Origin of the sequence: Streptococcus sp. 2579 (genome assembly GCF_013277195.1) — a bacterium.
Taxonomy (GTDB): Bacteria; Bacillota; Bacilli; order Lactobacillales; family Streptococcaceae; genus Streptococcus.
Genome location: NZ_VMMM01000006.1, coordinates 213,502 through 230,927, shown reverse-complemented (window position 1 = coordinate 230,927; position 17,426 = coordinate 213,502). Strand labels below are relative to the sequence as shown.

Sequence of the window (17,426 nt, the reverse complement as noted above, 5' to 3'; positions counted from 1 at the left end):
ATCAATCTCAGCTTTCTTAGTCTCAGCCGCTTTGTCGATAGTCCCTTTAGAAGCATCTGTGACTTTGTATTTGGCTGGTACATTTTCCGTACTACCATCTTCATATGTCACTGTAAGTTCAATATCATGGAAACCATCTGTTGTAGGATAACTTGTTCCATCTTTCAGATTAACAGTCTGTTTGTGTTCAGCATTTACAGCGTCTAACAAATCATTATCTGTAACATTTTGTTTGTATGGTTTGACTAGTGTATTTGTAGTCACACTGTGTTCTGGTACTGTGTATTGGGTGCTTGAAGCGTCACTTAGGTACTTGTCGCTTCCTGCTGTGGCACTTGCTTGGATAGCTTGACTTCTGTCGATGTCTTTGTATCCTAGTACCACTTTGCCATCCTGTAGTAAACCTGCTTTTCCTTCTGTTACACTCCAGTTTTGGCCTTCTTTTGATAGTTTGACCGTCTGTTGTGCTCCAACTTTGTCCGTATACGTGATGGTTACTTTGTCCGCATTTGTTGGCGGTGTTAAGACTGCATCTCCATTTTGTTTGTGGCTTGCCACCACTTGATCTGGGGTAGCTGTCTTAGAGTTAACCGTTACATCTACTTCTTCTGTTGATCCATCCGCATAAGTTACTACTGCTTTGACTGTCGCGCTTGTTCCTGCACCTACTGGTGTTAAGTTTCCTTTGGCTACTGCGTTTTGTTTCTTAGTAGCTGTTATTGCCGCATTGATTTGCTCTGCTGTTGGCGTTGCTCCTGCCCCTACTGTGATTTCTGCTACAGTTGGTTTTTGATGCTCTGGTACAGTTGTAGTGAAGTCGCGTTGTGTACTTTCTCCTGTTCCTGTTCCTGCCTTAGCTGTCGCTGTAATCGTACGGTTGCCTGAAATCTTATCGCTTGGTACAGTTACTTTGCTTGCGCTATTGTCTTGTGGATTTGTAATCGTGATACCTGAGTCCTGTGGCGCTGTCCATCTTCCATCTGCTTCTTTTGTAAGCGTTACTGTCTTAATTTCTGTATCGCTTACTGGATAGTTGATGGTTGCGCTGTCCGCATTTTCTGGAATTGTAATTTCTACATCGCCGTTGTCGCGTACATGTTCACTAAACTCATTTGGTTGCGGTGCTTTTGCAGTCGCTTCTTTTTCTTCACTTAGTTTCGTTGCGCTTTCGGCATCTCCCGTAACTTTTGTTCCATCTTTGACTTTGTCTGCTGGTACGGTTACGGTTACTTGACCTGTCGCGTCGTCTTTGCGAAGTTCTAGTCCTGAGTCTTGTGGTAGTGCCCAGTTGCCGTCTGCTTGTTTTGTAATCTCTACCGTCTTAGGTGATGTTTCTCCTTCTGGCGTGTAGGTTACTCTTGCTTTGTCGGCTTCTTGTGGAACTGTTACATCTACTGAACCATCAGCTTTTGTTGTCGCATTTACGCCGTTTAAGCGGTCTTTAGCTACAAGGCTTCCCTCTTCACTAAACTCTGAGTTGTCTTTCTTCTGTTTAGCGTATACGGTTGTTCCTACTTTGGCTGTTCCACTTGTCATGTGCACTGTCGCTGTTCCATCTACGTTGTTTGTAATTTGAACGGTCGGTTGTGCATTGGCATCATCTTTATCCCATTGTCCGTTTGTTCCTTTTGTGAAGCTTACTGTCTGTTCTTGACCTGCTGCGTCTGTAAAGCGAAGTTCTGCTTTTCTTGAATCCTCTTTACCTACTACTGCTGTAATCTCTAAACTTGTTCGGTCTTGGGCTAAGGCTGGTTGCGATGGTTTTTGTGATAGGACTGTAATCTCTACTGTAGTTTCTACACTCTGACCTCGAAGTTCTTCTGGTACGTCTGTACCTGTTCCAAACCTTGTCACTACTGTGTAGTTTGCTTTTCCTACTGTAGCTGATGTCGGTGCATTGCCATCTTTCCATGTGTAGGTTGTTCCGTTTGGTAACGCACTTGTGTTTGCTACTGGTACGACATAGTCACTTGCTTGTGGAGTGAAGGTGTCTCCTACCGTTACAGTCGTTTTCGCATCTGCTTTTGCTTCTAAGCTGTATACACTTGGAGTGATGTATTGATCTGTTATGTCTGTCAATGCTACTCCGTTTTGTGGATACGTTACTTTGATACGTGGTAAGCTTTGTCCTACTTTCACTTCTGCTGGATCATTTTCCCAACTTAGTGTGCCGTTGCCTTCTGCTGTTACGTAGTGTGATAGATTGTCATTTGTGATGTTGGCATCTTTTTCTCTCAAGACTGCTTTTGCACTTGGTTGGGCTAGAGTTGTCACCGTTACTTGGACTTCTTGGTTTTCTGTTTGACCTTTTAGTTTCACTAGTAAGGTTTCTACTCGTGTTCCTGCAACGCCTTTTTCTAATGCTGTTTTGTCTTTCCACTGAGCCGTTGCTCCTGTAAAGTCTACTCCTGCATTTTCTTGACGTAAGAGTTTGCCTAAGGTTTGCGCATTTAGAGTGTCTGTGCCTGCTATGTTGCCTGAGCCTGCTAGTGTTTGGATGCTTCCTTTTGCACTTAGCTCGTTTAACTTAGCTGTCACATCATCTGATTTGTCAGATTCTACTTTCTCTGCTTGGTTATCTGGCATGTAGATTGTTTTAACGTAGACTTTTCCTTTTGGTAAGTCTTTTGTCGGTGTAATGGTTGTAGTCGTTGCTGTCGCATAGTCTGTGCCTTTTGGTACGTCTGTATGTCCTAGCTCGTTTCCTTGCTCATCATACAAGACTACTCGTGTGCCGCTTGTGACATTGCCTACTTCTACTACTGATCTTGTGCCTGATTTCCATTCCAAGTCGGTTGTAATGCTTGGTTTGGCTGGTTTTTTGATGAAGGTGATTTCTTGTGTCTCTTCTGCTAGAGCTTCTGATTTCTCATTGCCTCCATCTGCGTTTGGATAGTAAACCTTAACCTTGTTGGTCTTCTTACCAATCCAGTCGCCATTTACTCCGCCCCATGTATCTGAACCGTATTCTTGGTTGGCTGTGCCATCTGTCTTCCATGCATATTCTATACCTTGTGGCGCTGTTGGACTTGTTGTCACATAGTTCTTCGCGTTTGTGTCGAAGTTTTCTCCTACTGTTAGAGTGTACTCTGTAGCCTTAGCTACCGAGTGGTAGGTTGGAAGGGATACTTCCAATTCTCTCACAACTGTATCCGTCGCAGAGCCATTTCCTGGGTAGACAACTTCTATCTTAGCCTTACGGTCTGCAGACACGCTAGATACATCTGGGGTACCATCTTTCCAACGAACTGTTACGTTATTTGGCTTACTGTCTGTACCTTCAAATGAAACATAGTTAGAAGCTGCTGTGCCGTTTGACAAGCTACCCAACTTGTTCGTGTAGCTTGATTTCTTCAAGCTAGCTGTTGGATATACATGGACAGGTACTTCTACTTCTGTACTTCCTTGTCCTGGTATTGTCACTACCGCCGTGTAGTTTCTTGTTCCAACCGCGTTGTAGTCTGGTGCTTGGTTATCTTTCCATTCTACTGTTGCGTTGTCTGGTAGGTTGGTTCTAAGCGCTTCGTCTGTATTGTCGTTGTAGCGAATACGTCCTTTAGCTTCACCTGTGTAAGCTTCGCCCTTAATCGCATGGATGCTATTTACGGCTAGTCCTTCTCTAACTGTTAGGCTTTCTCCTAAGTCTGATTCTGTTCGCTCGTCTTGTGATGTTGGTTTGTAGATCACTTTCGCTGCGATTTTTTGATCTTTTGTTAGAGTTGTGACTGTTACGTCTACTCCATTTTCTTTGGCGTCTCCCGTTGTTCCTGTGATGTCTTTGCGTCCTAATTCTCTTGGATTTGTTGGATTGCTTACATCATACAAGACTACGGTTGTTCCTGGAGTGACTCCGTTTACAGTTACACTGGTTGCTCCTACTTTTCCTATACTTGTTTGAACACTTGGTGCGTCTGGTTTGATAGTGTACGGAATTTCTACATCTTCTGTACTTTGATCATCATACGTTACCGTCGCTGCAATCTTGTTCTTACCGATACTTTCTGGTAAGTCTCCTTTTTTCACTACACTTGCTTTGTTGTCTACTGTCACTGCATCTTCGATGGCTCTTGGTTGTAGGCTATCGCTTTGTGCTCTTGTGATTGGAGTGATGGTCACACTGTGTTCTGGTACTGTGTATTGGGTGCTTGAAGCGTCACTTAGGTACTTGTCGCTTCCTGCTGTGGCACTTGCTTGGATAGCTTGACTTCTGTCGAGGTCTTTATAGCCTAGTACCACTTTGCCATCCTGTAGTAAACCTGCTTTTCCTTCTGTTACACTCCAGTTTTGGCCTTCTTTTGATAGTTTGACCGTCTGTTGTGCTCCAACTTTGTCCGTATACGTGATGGTTACTTTGTCCGCATTTGTTGGCGGTGTTAAGACTGCATCTCCATTTTGTTTGTGGCTTGCCACCACTTGATCTGGGGTAGCTGCTTTTACAGTTACTTCTACTTCAATTTCTTGAGCAACCGCATCTGCTTTATTTGCTTCAAATACTTTGGCAATATAGGTTCTAGTTCCGACTTCTGTGATATTTGGTGTTTCCTTCCAACTTGCAGAAAAGTCGCTTGGAAAATCTTTTGGAACATTTCTTTCTGTGTACTTAATTCCTAATCTAGGATCATTCTTCAGATTAGTAAGTTCTTGATCTCCTGCTTTACCTACTATTGCTTTTCCTTCAAAGTTACGGTCTTTTGCAACATATACTTTCTTAGCGTCACTAACTGCATCAAATACTGTTTGTGTTACAGATAATGGTACAGTTGAAGAACCTGGTAGACTTGATTGTTCTGTTTGACGAAGGTAACGTCCTGGTGGAAGAGTATAAGTCCATTTACCATTAGCAGGTGTAACATCTGCATGTCCTAGCTCACCACGTCCATCTTGGAAATGAATCGTAACTTTTGTCGCGTTTTGAAGCGCTGTACCAGAAATTGTGCGATCAGCATCCGATACTTTATCATCATGAGTCAACGTCACTATCGGAGCTTCTGGTTTGGCTACTTGTGTATGAGAAATATCAATAGTAGAACCATCTGGGAAACCAAGCACAGCTACCTTGGTCTTATCGTCTGTATTACCAGCTGTATAGGTTGTTGTAGCTGGAAGTACCGTACGATTTAGCTCTTGGATCTTATCTTTAAAGTTTGTTTTGGCTGCTGGTGTAAAGTTACCATTCGTGATGTCTGTATCATTATAGGTGACTTTTTCAGCATCTGTTGGGTACTTAACAGTGTCACGATAATAGTCCGCATGACTTTTAATCACAACATTTTTTTCTAGTGTAGTAGACTCTTCTCCTGCAGCATCTATTGTTGATAAGACAAGAGTATAGGTACCTGGAGCGATTCGACCATTTGCTTGAGCACCGACAGAAGTACCCTCGATATTGCGAGCAGTATCTCGACCAGTGAATACACGAACACGTAATTTCCTTCGTGAAGAAGCTCCGTATCCTACTGTCTTGCCTGCATCATCCTCAACGTCATGACCCGCAAAGTAATCTTTCAACTCATCGACCGTTGGCGATGGAATGGTTTGACCTTCCTGAACTTCTTTTCCAGACTGCCATTCTACTGTTGGAAGTGTATTGGTTACCGAGCTTCCAACCCATCCGCTAGCAGGTCTACCCCAAATATTATCACCTATCGGTACATGAACACGTGTCTCTATCTTGTTATCACCTTTTTGAAGCCTAAAGCTAGGTGTACTTGCTGGATCGGTGTTTTTCAACCTAAGTGTTAGATTTATGCGACTCGGATCCTGATTCGCACTACCTTGAACAATCTCTATAGCATCACGATCTCTAGCATCCACAATTCTCCAGTTTCCTGTAGCATCTCGAGTAATTCCGATATCACTTCCTCTACCTGCCACTTTTACTGCTACTGTGTACGCATCGTGTGGAATGCTCAAATCAATATCACGACCAGCCGCTACCGCTCCTACCACATTGGCATTTCCTAGATAAACATCTATCTCTTTTTCAGCAGAAGAAATATTGTCTACCGTTTGCGAAACTTTAACACGAGTTGAATTAACCCCTAGAGTATCTGTTCTATTGTTATTAAAACCATTAGGTGTATAAGATAACACTTCTCTATCTGTTAGAGTATAACTCCATGCACCGTTTTCATCCGCTTGCGCAGTACGGTGTGTTCCATCTTGCAAGGTGATTGTTACAGTTGCCCTTGGAGCTGCTGTTCCTGAAATGCTACGCGCTGTAGATTCCAAAGCTTCATCAACAAGATTTTCTCGACTCTTAGTTACTGTTGGAGTATTTGGTCTTGATTTAACCGTTATATTTACATCTTCTGTTGACCCATCTTGGTAAGTCAAGGTAGTTGCAACAACTTTAGTCGTTCCTGCAGCAATAGCAGTTTGTGTCTCTTTTGCTACAACGGATTGTTTGGTTGCGACTGTTACACCTGTAGCTAATTGCTCATTTGTAGGCGTAGCACCTGCAGCGATAACAACGTTTTGGGTTGTTGGAGCTGTGTGTTCTGGGATAGAATGATTCCCATTATTTGCTTGTGACTTGACATCACCTTGTCCTCTAGTAGAGGCTGTTGTGATATTTGTATCCCTATTTACCTTCGTATAGTCAAGCGTAACCTTACCATTTGCTAGGCTGATACCATCTGGTAAGTTTGTTGAAGGACTCCAAGTATTTCCTTGTTTAGCCAGTGTTACTGTGATATTGGTGTTTTGTCTATTCTTATAAGTTAGGGTCACATTGTCTGCATCTGTCGGTAAGGTAACTTCTACATCACCATTTTGACGTGTAGCACTAGTCGTTGCGCTCGGTTGTTCAAACTTGGCTTTACTTTCTACTGTAGTAGTTGTTCTATCGTTATTTGATGCGATGACCGAAACTGTTGAACCATCCACCACATTAGCTTTCGGAATAATAATCTTACGATCAAGTGAATAGGTATCTATTCCATTATGTGACGTCCAGGTTGTTCCCGTTTTAGTATATTCCAATGTCTTAGGTGCTGTTTGACCCTGTGGTGTATAGGTCAAAGTCATACGAGTTGCAGTTTCTGGAATACGAATCTCCACAGAACCATCAGCTTGAGCTGTATTTGTCAAGCCATTTAAGCGTCCCAAAGCCCTGGTAGTTCCCGGGGCACTAATAGCCGATTTATCTGTCTTCTGTACAACTGTTACAGTTGATCCTGCTCTGGCTGTATCTGGTTGGATTTGGATTTCTCCTCTTCCGTTTGTACCATTTATAATGGACACTGTAGTGTCGGCGTTGGCATTATCCTTATCCCAGTAACCTCCATTTTTCGTAAAGCCTACTGTTCTGGTATCACCATTAGCATTGACATAGGTCAAAGTCGCTTTCGTAGCGCCATCTTGTCCCACTTCTGATTTAACAACCAAGTCTTCTGGACTTTGAGACACTGTAGGTGCCTGTGGTGCTTGGGTCGTGCTTGTCACACTAGCACTAAAGTCAGAAGCTACGTTTTGGTCAGGATTAGTTGGTTGGTAAATGGTTTTAACGCGAAGATTTGTCGTGTATGGCAACACTCCGTTTACTGTTATGTTAGCCGTCTTCGTCGATGTATCCGTTTCATTTCCAGTTTTTGGTACATCTACAGAACCAATTTTCGTATCGCCGTTGTAGAGCTCAACAGTTGTTCCTGGTGTCACATTGTTAATCGTTACGGTTTGATTGTTCTTTTCTGCTTTTCCGCTAACCGATGCTTCATCTATAGACGGAGTCTTAGGTTTCACAATAAAGGTAACAGCTAGTTCTTGTACTCGATCGTCGTTATAGTCCTGCACTCCATCTGCATTTGGGAAATAAACATGAATCTTATCCACTACTTTTCCTAAAGTCGTAGCAGCGCCATTTCTAGATGCATTATGGTAATTACTTGCTGATTCCCAGAAAGCTTTAACTACCCTATTGCCTGGGACTGGATAATCATGGGTAAAATTGTCATAAGTACTAGAATTATTAAACGTGGTCCCTACCGTCGTTTCTTTTGTAAAGATTGTCTGAGTTGCGCTATAAGTCGGTAGACTCACTTGCAAGTTCCGTTTAATCGGATTTGCAGCGTCATCTGTAGCATAAGAAACTTCAATATTGCCTTTTAGATTTGGATTTGCTTGACTGACATCTGGCACTCGGCCTCCTTGCCATGCAACTGTCACTCCCGGAGTTACTCCAGTTACATAGTTTGCTGCATTGTCTCCATTTGCTAATTTCCCCTTGGCATTGGTATGTGTTGATGCCTTGAGAGTCACCTTGTCATAAACTTTAACTGGAACTGTCAAGGTCGTATCTGCCTGGTTAGGAACACGGACGGTGACTTGATAATCTTGTTCGCCGGCTGTCGTTGTCGCAACAGGACGTACCCATGTTACGGTTGTTCCTTGCGGTAGAGCCGTTTTTGTGCCATTTTTATCCCAATAAACATAATCTGAAGCTGTAAAGTTCGCTGCATCATCTTTGACAGTATAGAGCTTCTTGGTAGCCAGTTTATAGGTTGCAGCTTGAGCGCCACTTTCAGGAGAGGTCAAGGCTATATCTTTAGCTCTTCCTTCTGTATAGGAGTAAGTATTATTTGTTACTTTTGTGCTTGCCTTGATAGTTCCAGCTGGCAATTCTCCTCTAACCGTAACTTCTGCTACGCTTCCAACACGTCTCACAGTGGTATTTGGAATCGTTGTGCCATTAGCCGTTAGCTTGACTTCTACCGTGCCGTCTTCTGGGACGTTAGACACTGTGATTGTTTGGTTTGTCAAGCCTGCTTTGTCCTGCAAATCACTTGTAATGGTCGGAGCGCTTGGTGTCACGCTGGTAACAAGCCCTAGGTTTTGGGTCTGACCATTATCGTAAGTGACTTTAATCTCTTTATTGAGACTTCCAGCCTTGGCAGTTGATGGAGCTGTCGCAGTTGTTCGACTTGTAGGAACAAACTCTTCACGTTGGATATGAGTTTTTGAACCCGTTTCTGCTCGTGTATAGCTTGAAGCCTCAGAGTCATTTCCTGTTGTCAATTTACCGCCTTGAGTAGCAGTGAAGACATCTTTTACTAGAACTGTATTAACTGTCGTATAGTTTGTAGTAACTTCTCTAGTAATAGGTTGACCGTTTCTATCCACTCCTGGATAGGTCACAACCGCTGTTGCTGTATGGTTTTGACCCGCAGCCGCATTTTTATTTGGCTCTGAGCCAGCCTTCCACGCGATAGTCTTACCTTCGGTATTGTTATAGAAGTCTGATGCTACTGCCGCAGTCGTGGTGTTTGGCTTGACAAAGTCTTTCCCTTTGACCGTATACATGCTGTTCTTAGGGGTTACAGGCGCGACTACATCATAAGTCAACTTCAGTGTTACAGTACCGCGTCCAGGATAAGACGCTAAAACATCCACAGTTTTTCCAGTACCTACTGTTAAGTCAGGATTTTTCGGTGCAGTAACATTAAAAGTCTGAGGATTCTCTTTCCATAGGAAAGTTCTATCTGCCCCGATAGCAGAGCCATCTCCATAAGTGAAGTAGTCCTTAGGATTTCCCCAAGTAGGTGTTTCCCCTTGGATAAAGGTTAAGCGTCCTGGTTTTTGGGCATAGTCTGTTCGAGGAACGGTAGCCTTGATTGTGCTCTCACTCAGACTAGAGTTGAGATTTTCAAACACCTGGTCAGTCCCAGTTTTTACCAGAGCTGTTACCAAACGCAAATTATCTGTTCCAATCTCCGTTTGACGATAGTCAGCTTCTTTAAAGATCGCTTTCCCGTCAGCTTGAATATTGGTAGCTGCTACTACCGTATAATTTTGAGCTTCCTGAACATAAGAGTTAGGGTTGTTTTGACCTCCTTTTACCAAGTAAGCTTTCCACTCGTAACCCGACAAAACTGCTGCGTTGGTTAAGAGTCCTGTTGCCGTCACTTGTGGTTTGCTATTGGATTTTTCACGTAGGTCATCACTCGTCGTCTCAAAACTTCCTGCTGTTGGTGGAATAAAGAGATGGGTTTTATAGGTAGAGGTTGAGTTGTCTTCTGCAGTTGCAGTTACAGTCAACTCATAAACTCCACGTTTATTGCCATCAAAACCATTTGGTTTCTCTATTCTAATAGTCGCTTCTTGGCTATTTAGTCCATCCGTACGCCACTCGTTGGCAGCTACGATATTTTCTGCACCTGTAACAACTAATTTCTTAATATTCTTAGAACTTCTAGCAATAAACTTAACACTGTTGTTTGTAACAATGTCATTAGCTGGATACGGGATAACCTTCTCATCTTTTAGGTTGGGTTTCTGTGTACCCGGTATGTTTCCTGTGCTGATCCCCATTTCAAATTTAAGAGTATCTCTCTCATTTGATGGGTCTGATTCTACAGTATCATGTTTTTCGCCATTATTGCGTTCATCTAACCAGTGTCCATCCACAACTGTCTTAACAAGATAGGTCCCCAAGGCTGGTAGGGTTACATTTGTAAAGGTTGCAACTCCTGATGCATTTGCAGTCGCACTCGTCACCTCTTCCAAGTTGCCATTAGATAGTTTTCGATAGAGAACCATTTTAGAGTTGCCTGCTCCACCACTAGCCTTGATTGTGACAGGGTTGACCGTCCCTAGCTTGCTCAAGTCTGTATCTAAGGTTGGAGTCTTCGGCTTGGTCACAAAGTAGAAAACGTCAGAGTCACTAGAACCATCGGTAAAGGTTCTGACATACTTATAGGCATGAACACCCGGAGTCAAAATAGCATCTCGGGTCAAGTCTTCCTTACTTATTTCCGTATTTTCACCAACTCTGTACAAGTGCCACGTTTGACCTTGTCTAGTAGCTTCAGCTTTCCCTTCTCGCTCTTTTTCTAACTTAACACCATTTTCATTGAAATAATCTCCATATGAAGTAATGTCAAAATTTTTGTACCCGTCAATGGTCTGTCCGGCACGACTTTCTACAGAGATTACCCCGTCAATTTGTGGGTTATAGGGTTCGTTAGACTCATCATATCTATTTTTATAGATGATACCATTCTTAGTCACTTGATAAGTATTGTATCCTGGTAAAAACTTGGAGTTGACTGTATTTTGATTAACAGGGTAATAGTGATTCCCTGTCAAGTCAAATTTAAACTTATCCGTAGAATCTACTTCGCCTGGTGTGCGAGCATACCATTGTTGGACTAATAGTCTACGTGGGTTACCTCCACTGTTTACATCCACCCCCTTGAGACCAGACAGATAGCTTAAGTTGGTTATCTTATCGCTACCTTCCGTTCTAAAGGTAATTCTATAAGCAGCACTTGGGTCTACAGAGTAAACGCCATTTTCTATAACTCCTAGTTGACCATAATAGACCGTCTGCGTATCTTTCTCAATTTGGTCAAACTTCTTGTCTCCAAGTTTTACTTCATCTGAGGATTCATGGTTCCTCTGAAAAAAAACACCTTGTTTAGCCAAACCAGAAAGGGTTGATACTTCATAGTCATAAACAGAACCCTTGAATTTAGTTGGCGCTGGAGCAGTTGTTCGTTCCGTGGTTCCTTTCCTTACATCCGTCAGACCTGCAGCTTTTAAGCTGGCAGTTATCTCATCATCATTTCCGTTTCCAGAAGATGAAAACGAATGCCTCTCAGTAGCCGTTTCCCTAGTAATGGTAAAGCTATTTCTAACCAAAGTTTGCCCTTTAGGAAGGGTAAAGAAGAAACTCATATTTTGGAGATTTTGATGATTAGGATTAACTGTGATTTCCCAGTCAATTCCTTTTTTAACACCTCTAGCTGGGTTCGCCTTTACTTTGGTGACTTTTTCATTCAAATACTTCAAGATATCTACCACAGGGTCATCTTTACCTGCAGAAGTTTGTCTCTTAACATTATAGTAAACATAAGTGTACTTATCGTAAGGAGATGTTGAGTCATCACCTTTATCAAAGTAACTCGTATACTTATCAATAAAGTAACTTCCTGGCCCTACACGCCCCTCCCCTGCACGTTCCTCAATTGAACGAGCCGCACGTGTTCGTGGAGCACCTGCTGGCACATTGCGGAAACCCGACCATCCTGTAGTGTTGGTGCGCGGTTGGATGGTTACATTGTTTTCGCTTGGAGTTGCAGACTCGGCTGGATTTACAGGTCCTGTTACTTCTCCTGCATTCACATCATTTTCACGAAGTACCCCTTCGATCAGTCCACGAGATTTTTTCAGATCTGCTAAGGCAGCATTAAAATCTTCTTGACTGATGGTATCGCCTTTAGAGAAGGCCTCATTGAACTTATCAACAGCTGCCTTCGCTGCTTGGATCTTATCTTCCGACGCATTGTTTGCTCGGAGTTGATTAGTGATAAACTCTAGCTCATCTTTTAGGTCATAAACACCATTTTTACCTTCTGTGTTGGTGTAGGTTGGGAGCGTCTGTGGAGTCGTTTGAGAGCCAGCTCCAGAACCTGTTGAGTCTCCTCCAGCAGATGGCGTAACTTGATTTTCATCTGATGTAGGCTCGCTCAAAGCTCTTCTACGACCTTTTCCTCCACTTGGTTGCGCAGTCGTAGCTCCCTCTGGAGTAGCAAGTCCAGTAGATGCCAAACCTGTAGATGTCAGACCTGCTTTTTCCAAGATTGTTGGAGTTTCTAGGCTAGGTGTCAAGGCTTGATTGACACGGCTCATAAGCTCAGCCATCAGTCTTGCTTGCTCATCAACCTGCGCTTGCGTCGCTTTTGGATCTTCCAAAACTGCCTTAGCTGCTGCTAAACGCGCTTCCACTTCAGCATGGAGTTCCTGCATTGAGCTAAGCGTTAGTTTTTCCAACAAAGCTTGCAGATTCCCTTGAGTCGATTTGGCTGCTGTCGTATCAGCGACGGTCGGCTGCTCTTTTACTTCTCCTGCTTGAGAAGGTTCTTGGTTAGCTGAATTTGTCTCGGACTGAGCAGAGTTAGACTCAGCTCCTGCTTGCCCTTGATTGGTTCCCTCAGCTGGAGCTTCTTGCGTTTTCACCTCATCAGCTGCTTTGAGTTCAGCTGGCTGGTCAGTTAGAACCTTGTTCGAGTCTCCCTCATCCGAGCTTCCTAAATCACCATCTGCATTGCCATCAGAACCTGCCGTAACGACATCACTTGCCGTGGCTGGAGTAATTGTCTCTCTCGCCGCCACAGCCCCATTCGCAAAAAACATCAAGGCTGCAACAGCAACGCTGGCGGCACCAAAATGATATTTACGAATGGAGTAACGGAAAATCTTTTCCCCGTTATCATCACGATATGATTTTTTCATGATTGAATTACCTCTCATTTTTCCTTTCTGGAGGTACTAAAAAATACCCCCCCCCCTTAAATATTTTAGGTATTTAAGAAAGGATATGTTTCTTTTTATTCCCATACTTGTCAAAAGACAAATTTTGAGACAGTATTATTATATCCTATTTTTACAAATTTGAACAGCAAAATGCGAACTTTTTTAGCCATATTATCACTTATTTTTATAGGTGGTTTTTGAGATTCTATTTCAGAAAAAAAACTGATTAAGAAGTCTTCAAGAAAGCAGCAAAACACCCTCTATCAGTGCTCTCCCTCCTGGTATCGTAACTCTTATAGCAGATTGAAATAAGATGTGAACAAATTGAGTAGGAAAGTCAAAGTAATTTCTAACAATGTTTTGGCAGTAGTTGTTTGGCGTGTGTACTATTCTAGTTTCAATCTACTATACTAAAAACGGCTTGAAAGGTTTATCACATGAAAAAGGACAGCAAAAAAAGCCAACTGAACAAAATCAAGTGACTCAAGCCTAAAAATTATATCAAAAATAAGAACTAGATAAAGCGATTGTAACAAACACATTCATTTCTAGCAATGTTTTAGTAATAGTGGTATGGTGTGGCGTGTGTACGGTTCTAGTCTCAATCTATTGTGTTTCAAAAAAACGAAGCAAAAAAGCTTCCTTGACCCGACGAGTCAGGTCTTCCATGAGTTTGACTTGCTCATCAACCTGTGCTTGCGTCGCTTTTGGATTCTCTAAGACCGCCTTAGCCTTTGCGAGACCTCCTTCGACTTCAGTGTGGAGAGCCTTCATGGAGTCTAAGGTCAGATTTGCCAACAAAGCTTCTAGGGTGCTTTGTGTCGATTTGGCTGCACTTGTGTCAGCTACTGGCGCTGATACTTCCTGATCCTTTTCCTTCACCACCTGAGGAGTTTCTTCTTTATCGTCTATCTTAGTCTCGGGCTGAGGACTTTTAACTTCAGCTTCTGATTCTTCTTGACTTCCTTCTTCAGTTTTAGCTTCTGGAGCGCTAGATTCTCCTGCTGATTTGAGCTCAACTGGCTGTTCAACTACTGCCGTTTTCTCAGGACTCTCCTCATCTGAGTCCTGTGGATCCCCATCTGAATTTCCAGAAGGTCCAGCAACTACATCACTAGCTGTTACTGGAGACACTGCCGGGGTCTGCGCTTGCACCCCATTCGCAAAGAACATCAGAGCCGCCACCGCAACACTAGCAGCCCCAAAATGATATTTCCTTATTGAGTAACGGTAAATTTTTTCACCATTATCATCACGATATGATTTTCTCATTATCTTACCTCTCGTTTTCCCTTTCTGGAGGTACCAAAAAATACCCCCCTTAAATATTTTAGGTATTTAAAGAAAGGATATGTTTCTTTTTATTCCCACACTTGTCAAAAGACAAATTCCGAGATAGTATTATTATATCCTATTTTCGCAAATTTGAACAGCAAAACGCGAAGTTTTTAGCAGTCTCGTGGAGACGTTAAAAAAGTAACAAAAAAGCCGATATAACAGTATTTTCTTGCGATTATATATATATATGCACACCCTTATCTATCAACCTTATTATGGATAATATTTTAAATTTAATATAAATAAAAAACAGACCTTATCTATAGAAAGATAAAATCTGCCATTTTTTCTATATAAAATCAGCAGAAGCATTCTGCTGAAAATCGTGAAATATGATGTAAGTTTCCTAGCACTCTGATAAGATTTTAAGAGAAAAGCTAGATACATCCCCTAACTTACAAAAGCGCCTCAAACTCAGCGATAGTCATACCTAGTTGCTGACTGGCAACCTCAGGTGTCAGAAGACCTTGACGAACTAGATTTAGTAGCATAGACAAACTTCCTTCAGCTTTCCCACGTTCAAGTCCTTGTTCAACTCCTTCAGCTCGTCCACGCTCTAAACCCTCTGCACGGCCACGTTCTAAACCCTCTGCACGACCACGTTCAAGACCTCTCTCTAAACCTTTTTCCTCAGCTTGCTCCAAAGCATAGTCCTGTGCCAGCAATGCCTGTTCTTCACGCATACGTAGTTGACTAAACATTCTCCTGTCCTCCTCGGACCAGCTCTTGTAGTCCAGCAGTTGGTCTGCCTGGCTGATGGCTCGCTCGGGGTGCTGGGTAAAGGGTTTATTCCCGAAAAACTCCAACCACGGCTTGCGAACCTCGTCTTTGCTGGTTTCTCTGTATTTATTAGATCTTATTTATGATGATCTTTCAATAGTGACTCAAATTCAGCGACAGTCATACCCAACTGCTTACTGGCAATCTCGGAAGTTAGAATACCTTGACGGACTAGATTTAGTAGCATGGACAAACTTCCTTCAACTTTCCCACGTTCAAGTCCTTGTTCAACTCCCTCAGCTCGTCCACGCTCTAAACCCTCTGCGCGACCACGTTCAAGACCACGCTCTAAACCTTTTTCTTCAGCTTGTTCCAAGGCATAGTCGTGTGCTAACAAGGCTTGTTCTTCACGCATACGTAGTTGGCTAAACATTTTCCTGTCCCCCTCGGACCAGCTCTTGTAGTCCAGCAGTTGGTCTGCTTGGCTGATGGCTCGCTCGGGTTGTTGAGTAAAGGGCTTATTGCCGAAAAACTCCAACCATGGTTTACGAACCTTATCTTTGCTGGTTTCTCTGTATTTTTTAGGTTTTATTTATGATGCTCTTTCAATAGTTCTTCAAACTCAGCCACGGTCATGCCTGATTGCTCACTCGCAACCTCAGGTGTTAGAAGACCTTGACGAACCATATCCAGAAAGGCAAAAAGTTTTCCTTCTTCCCTTCCTTCAACTTTCCCGCGCTCCAATCCCTGTTCAACTCCCTCAGCTCGTCCACGCTCTAAACCCTCTGCACGACCACGTTCCAACCCTTTTTCCTCAGCTTGTTCCAAGGCATAGTCATGCGCTAACAAGGCTTGTTCTTCGCGTCTGCGTTGTTCACTAAACATTCTCCTGTCCTCCTCGGACCAGCTCTTGTAGTCCAGCAGTTGGTCTGCCTGGCTGATGGCTCGCTCAGGTTGCTGGGTAAAGGGTTTATTCCCGAAAAACTCCAACCACGGCTTGCGAACCTCGTCTTTGCTGGTTTCTCTATATTTTTTTAATTCCAAGAACGCCATCTTAACCAGATGGTTTTCTTGTCCGTTATTTGTGATAGTTAAAACCTCACCTGTCGTATCTTCTCGCATACTAAAGCTGTGAAAAGCCAAATCGTCCGAGAAGTAGTTGCTATCTACAATTGCGATTGCGTAAACTGGTGCAATGTATTTGTAGCTCTGGTGGGTATCACCTTCACGTTGACGGATTTTTTCAAGGTTTTGATTAACCTGACTGCACAGGTAAGCCCACAGGCGATTGATGAAAAAATTCTGATGATGAACCTGAATCTCAATGATAACCTGTGTCCCATTGTCCAACTCCGCCAAGACGTCTATACTGGTATAGAAATCCTGCGCTGAATAAGGCATGGAAGGCAAGACGTGAATATTACTTCCCTCTAAAATCGTTACATTTTTGGCTGGTAAATCCAACATATCGCGAATAAATTGACAAGTGATTTCTGGATTGCTAAAGATTTTCTTAGCAACCAAGTCATTGGTTGGGCTAATGCCCGGATGTCTTAGAATCATCCTTTTCCTCCTTCTATTATAGCACATTTTTTAATCTAGGTTTGCTAGATTCACTGCTACTATCTATTTATTCGGAAAAGAAAGGAGAAAGTTAAAAATTTTTAGACTTCACAGATTGAAATTTACATAAAAAAGCAGCTGATTCTTTTTTTTGATTCTACCATATTTCTAGCGATTACCACTATAAATAGGATACATTCCAGTTTCTAGTAGAAAAGGACTCTGAAAAGCAAATAAAACCCAGTATTAGGAAGAGTTAAATCTTATCTGAAAATGACTAGCTCTCAAGCTATAGTTTTGTGTCTAGATATAAGTATCACTAAGAAAAACTCCATAAGTAAACATACCGAAATTGGATGTTCCTACTATTCGAAAACCTCTTCAAACTACGTCAACTTTGCCTTACCTAGAGCTTCAAAAGGACGTTTTGAGTCATCTGCTGGTAGATTTATTCATTGATTTTCAATCTTCTAATACTAAACAAAAATCAAACAACTATAGTAAAATAACATAAAATTTGCATAAATAGATTAGGAAAATCAAAGCAACTT

The 17,426-nt window shown here is 42.5% G+C and carries 3 protein-coding genes and 2 pseudogenes; all 5 read right to left on the bottom strand.

Annotated elements, in window-relative coordinates:
- Window positions 1-13,233 (bottom strand): Rib/alpha-like domain-containing protein (locus HT725_RS03965; protein ID WP_173253113.1); only part of this gene is annotated, 13,233 nt, incomplete at its 3' end.
- A gap of 627 nt (window positions 13,234-13,860) precedes the next feature.
- Window positions 13,861-14,526, bottom strand: coding sequence for a YSIRK-type signal peptide-containing protein (locus HT725_RS03960; protein ID WP_173253112.1), 666 nt, complete (start codon window positions 14,524-14,526; stop codon window positions 13,861-13,863).
- Window positions 14,527-14,987: 461 nt separating this feature from the next.
- A pseudogene (locus HT725_RS03955) lies at window positions 14,988-15,440 on the bottom strand (hypothetical protein); the annotation flags it as partial.
- 8 nt (window positions 15,441-15,448) lie between these two features.
- Window positions 15,449-15,895 (bottom strand): annotated as a pseudogene (locus HT725_RS03950) (hypothetical protein); the annotation flags it as partial.
- Window positions 15,896-15,900: 5 nt separating this feature from the next.
- A complete protein-coding gene (locus tag HT725_RS03945) occupies window positions 15,901-16,875 on the bottom strand; it encodes an Rpn family recombination-promoting nuclease/putative transposase (protein WP_173253109.1) in 975 nt (324 codons plus the stop codon).
- Between the last annotated feature and the right edge of the window lie 551 nt (window positions 16,876-17,426).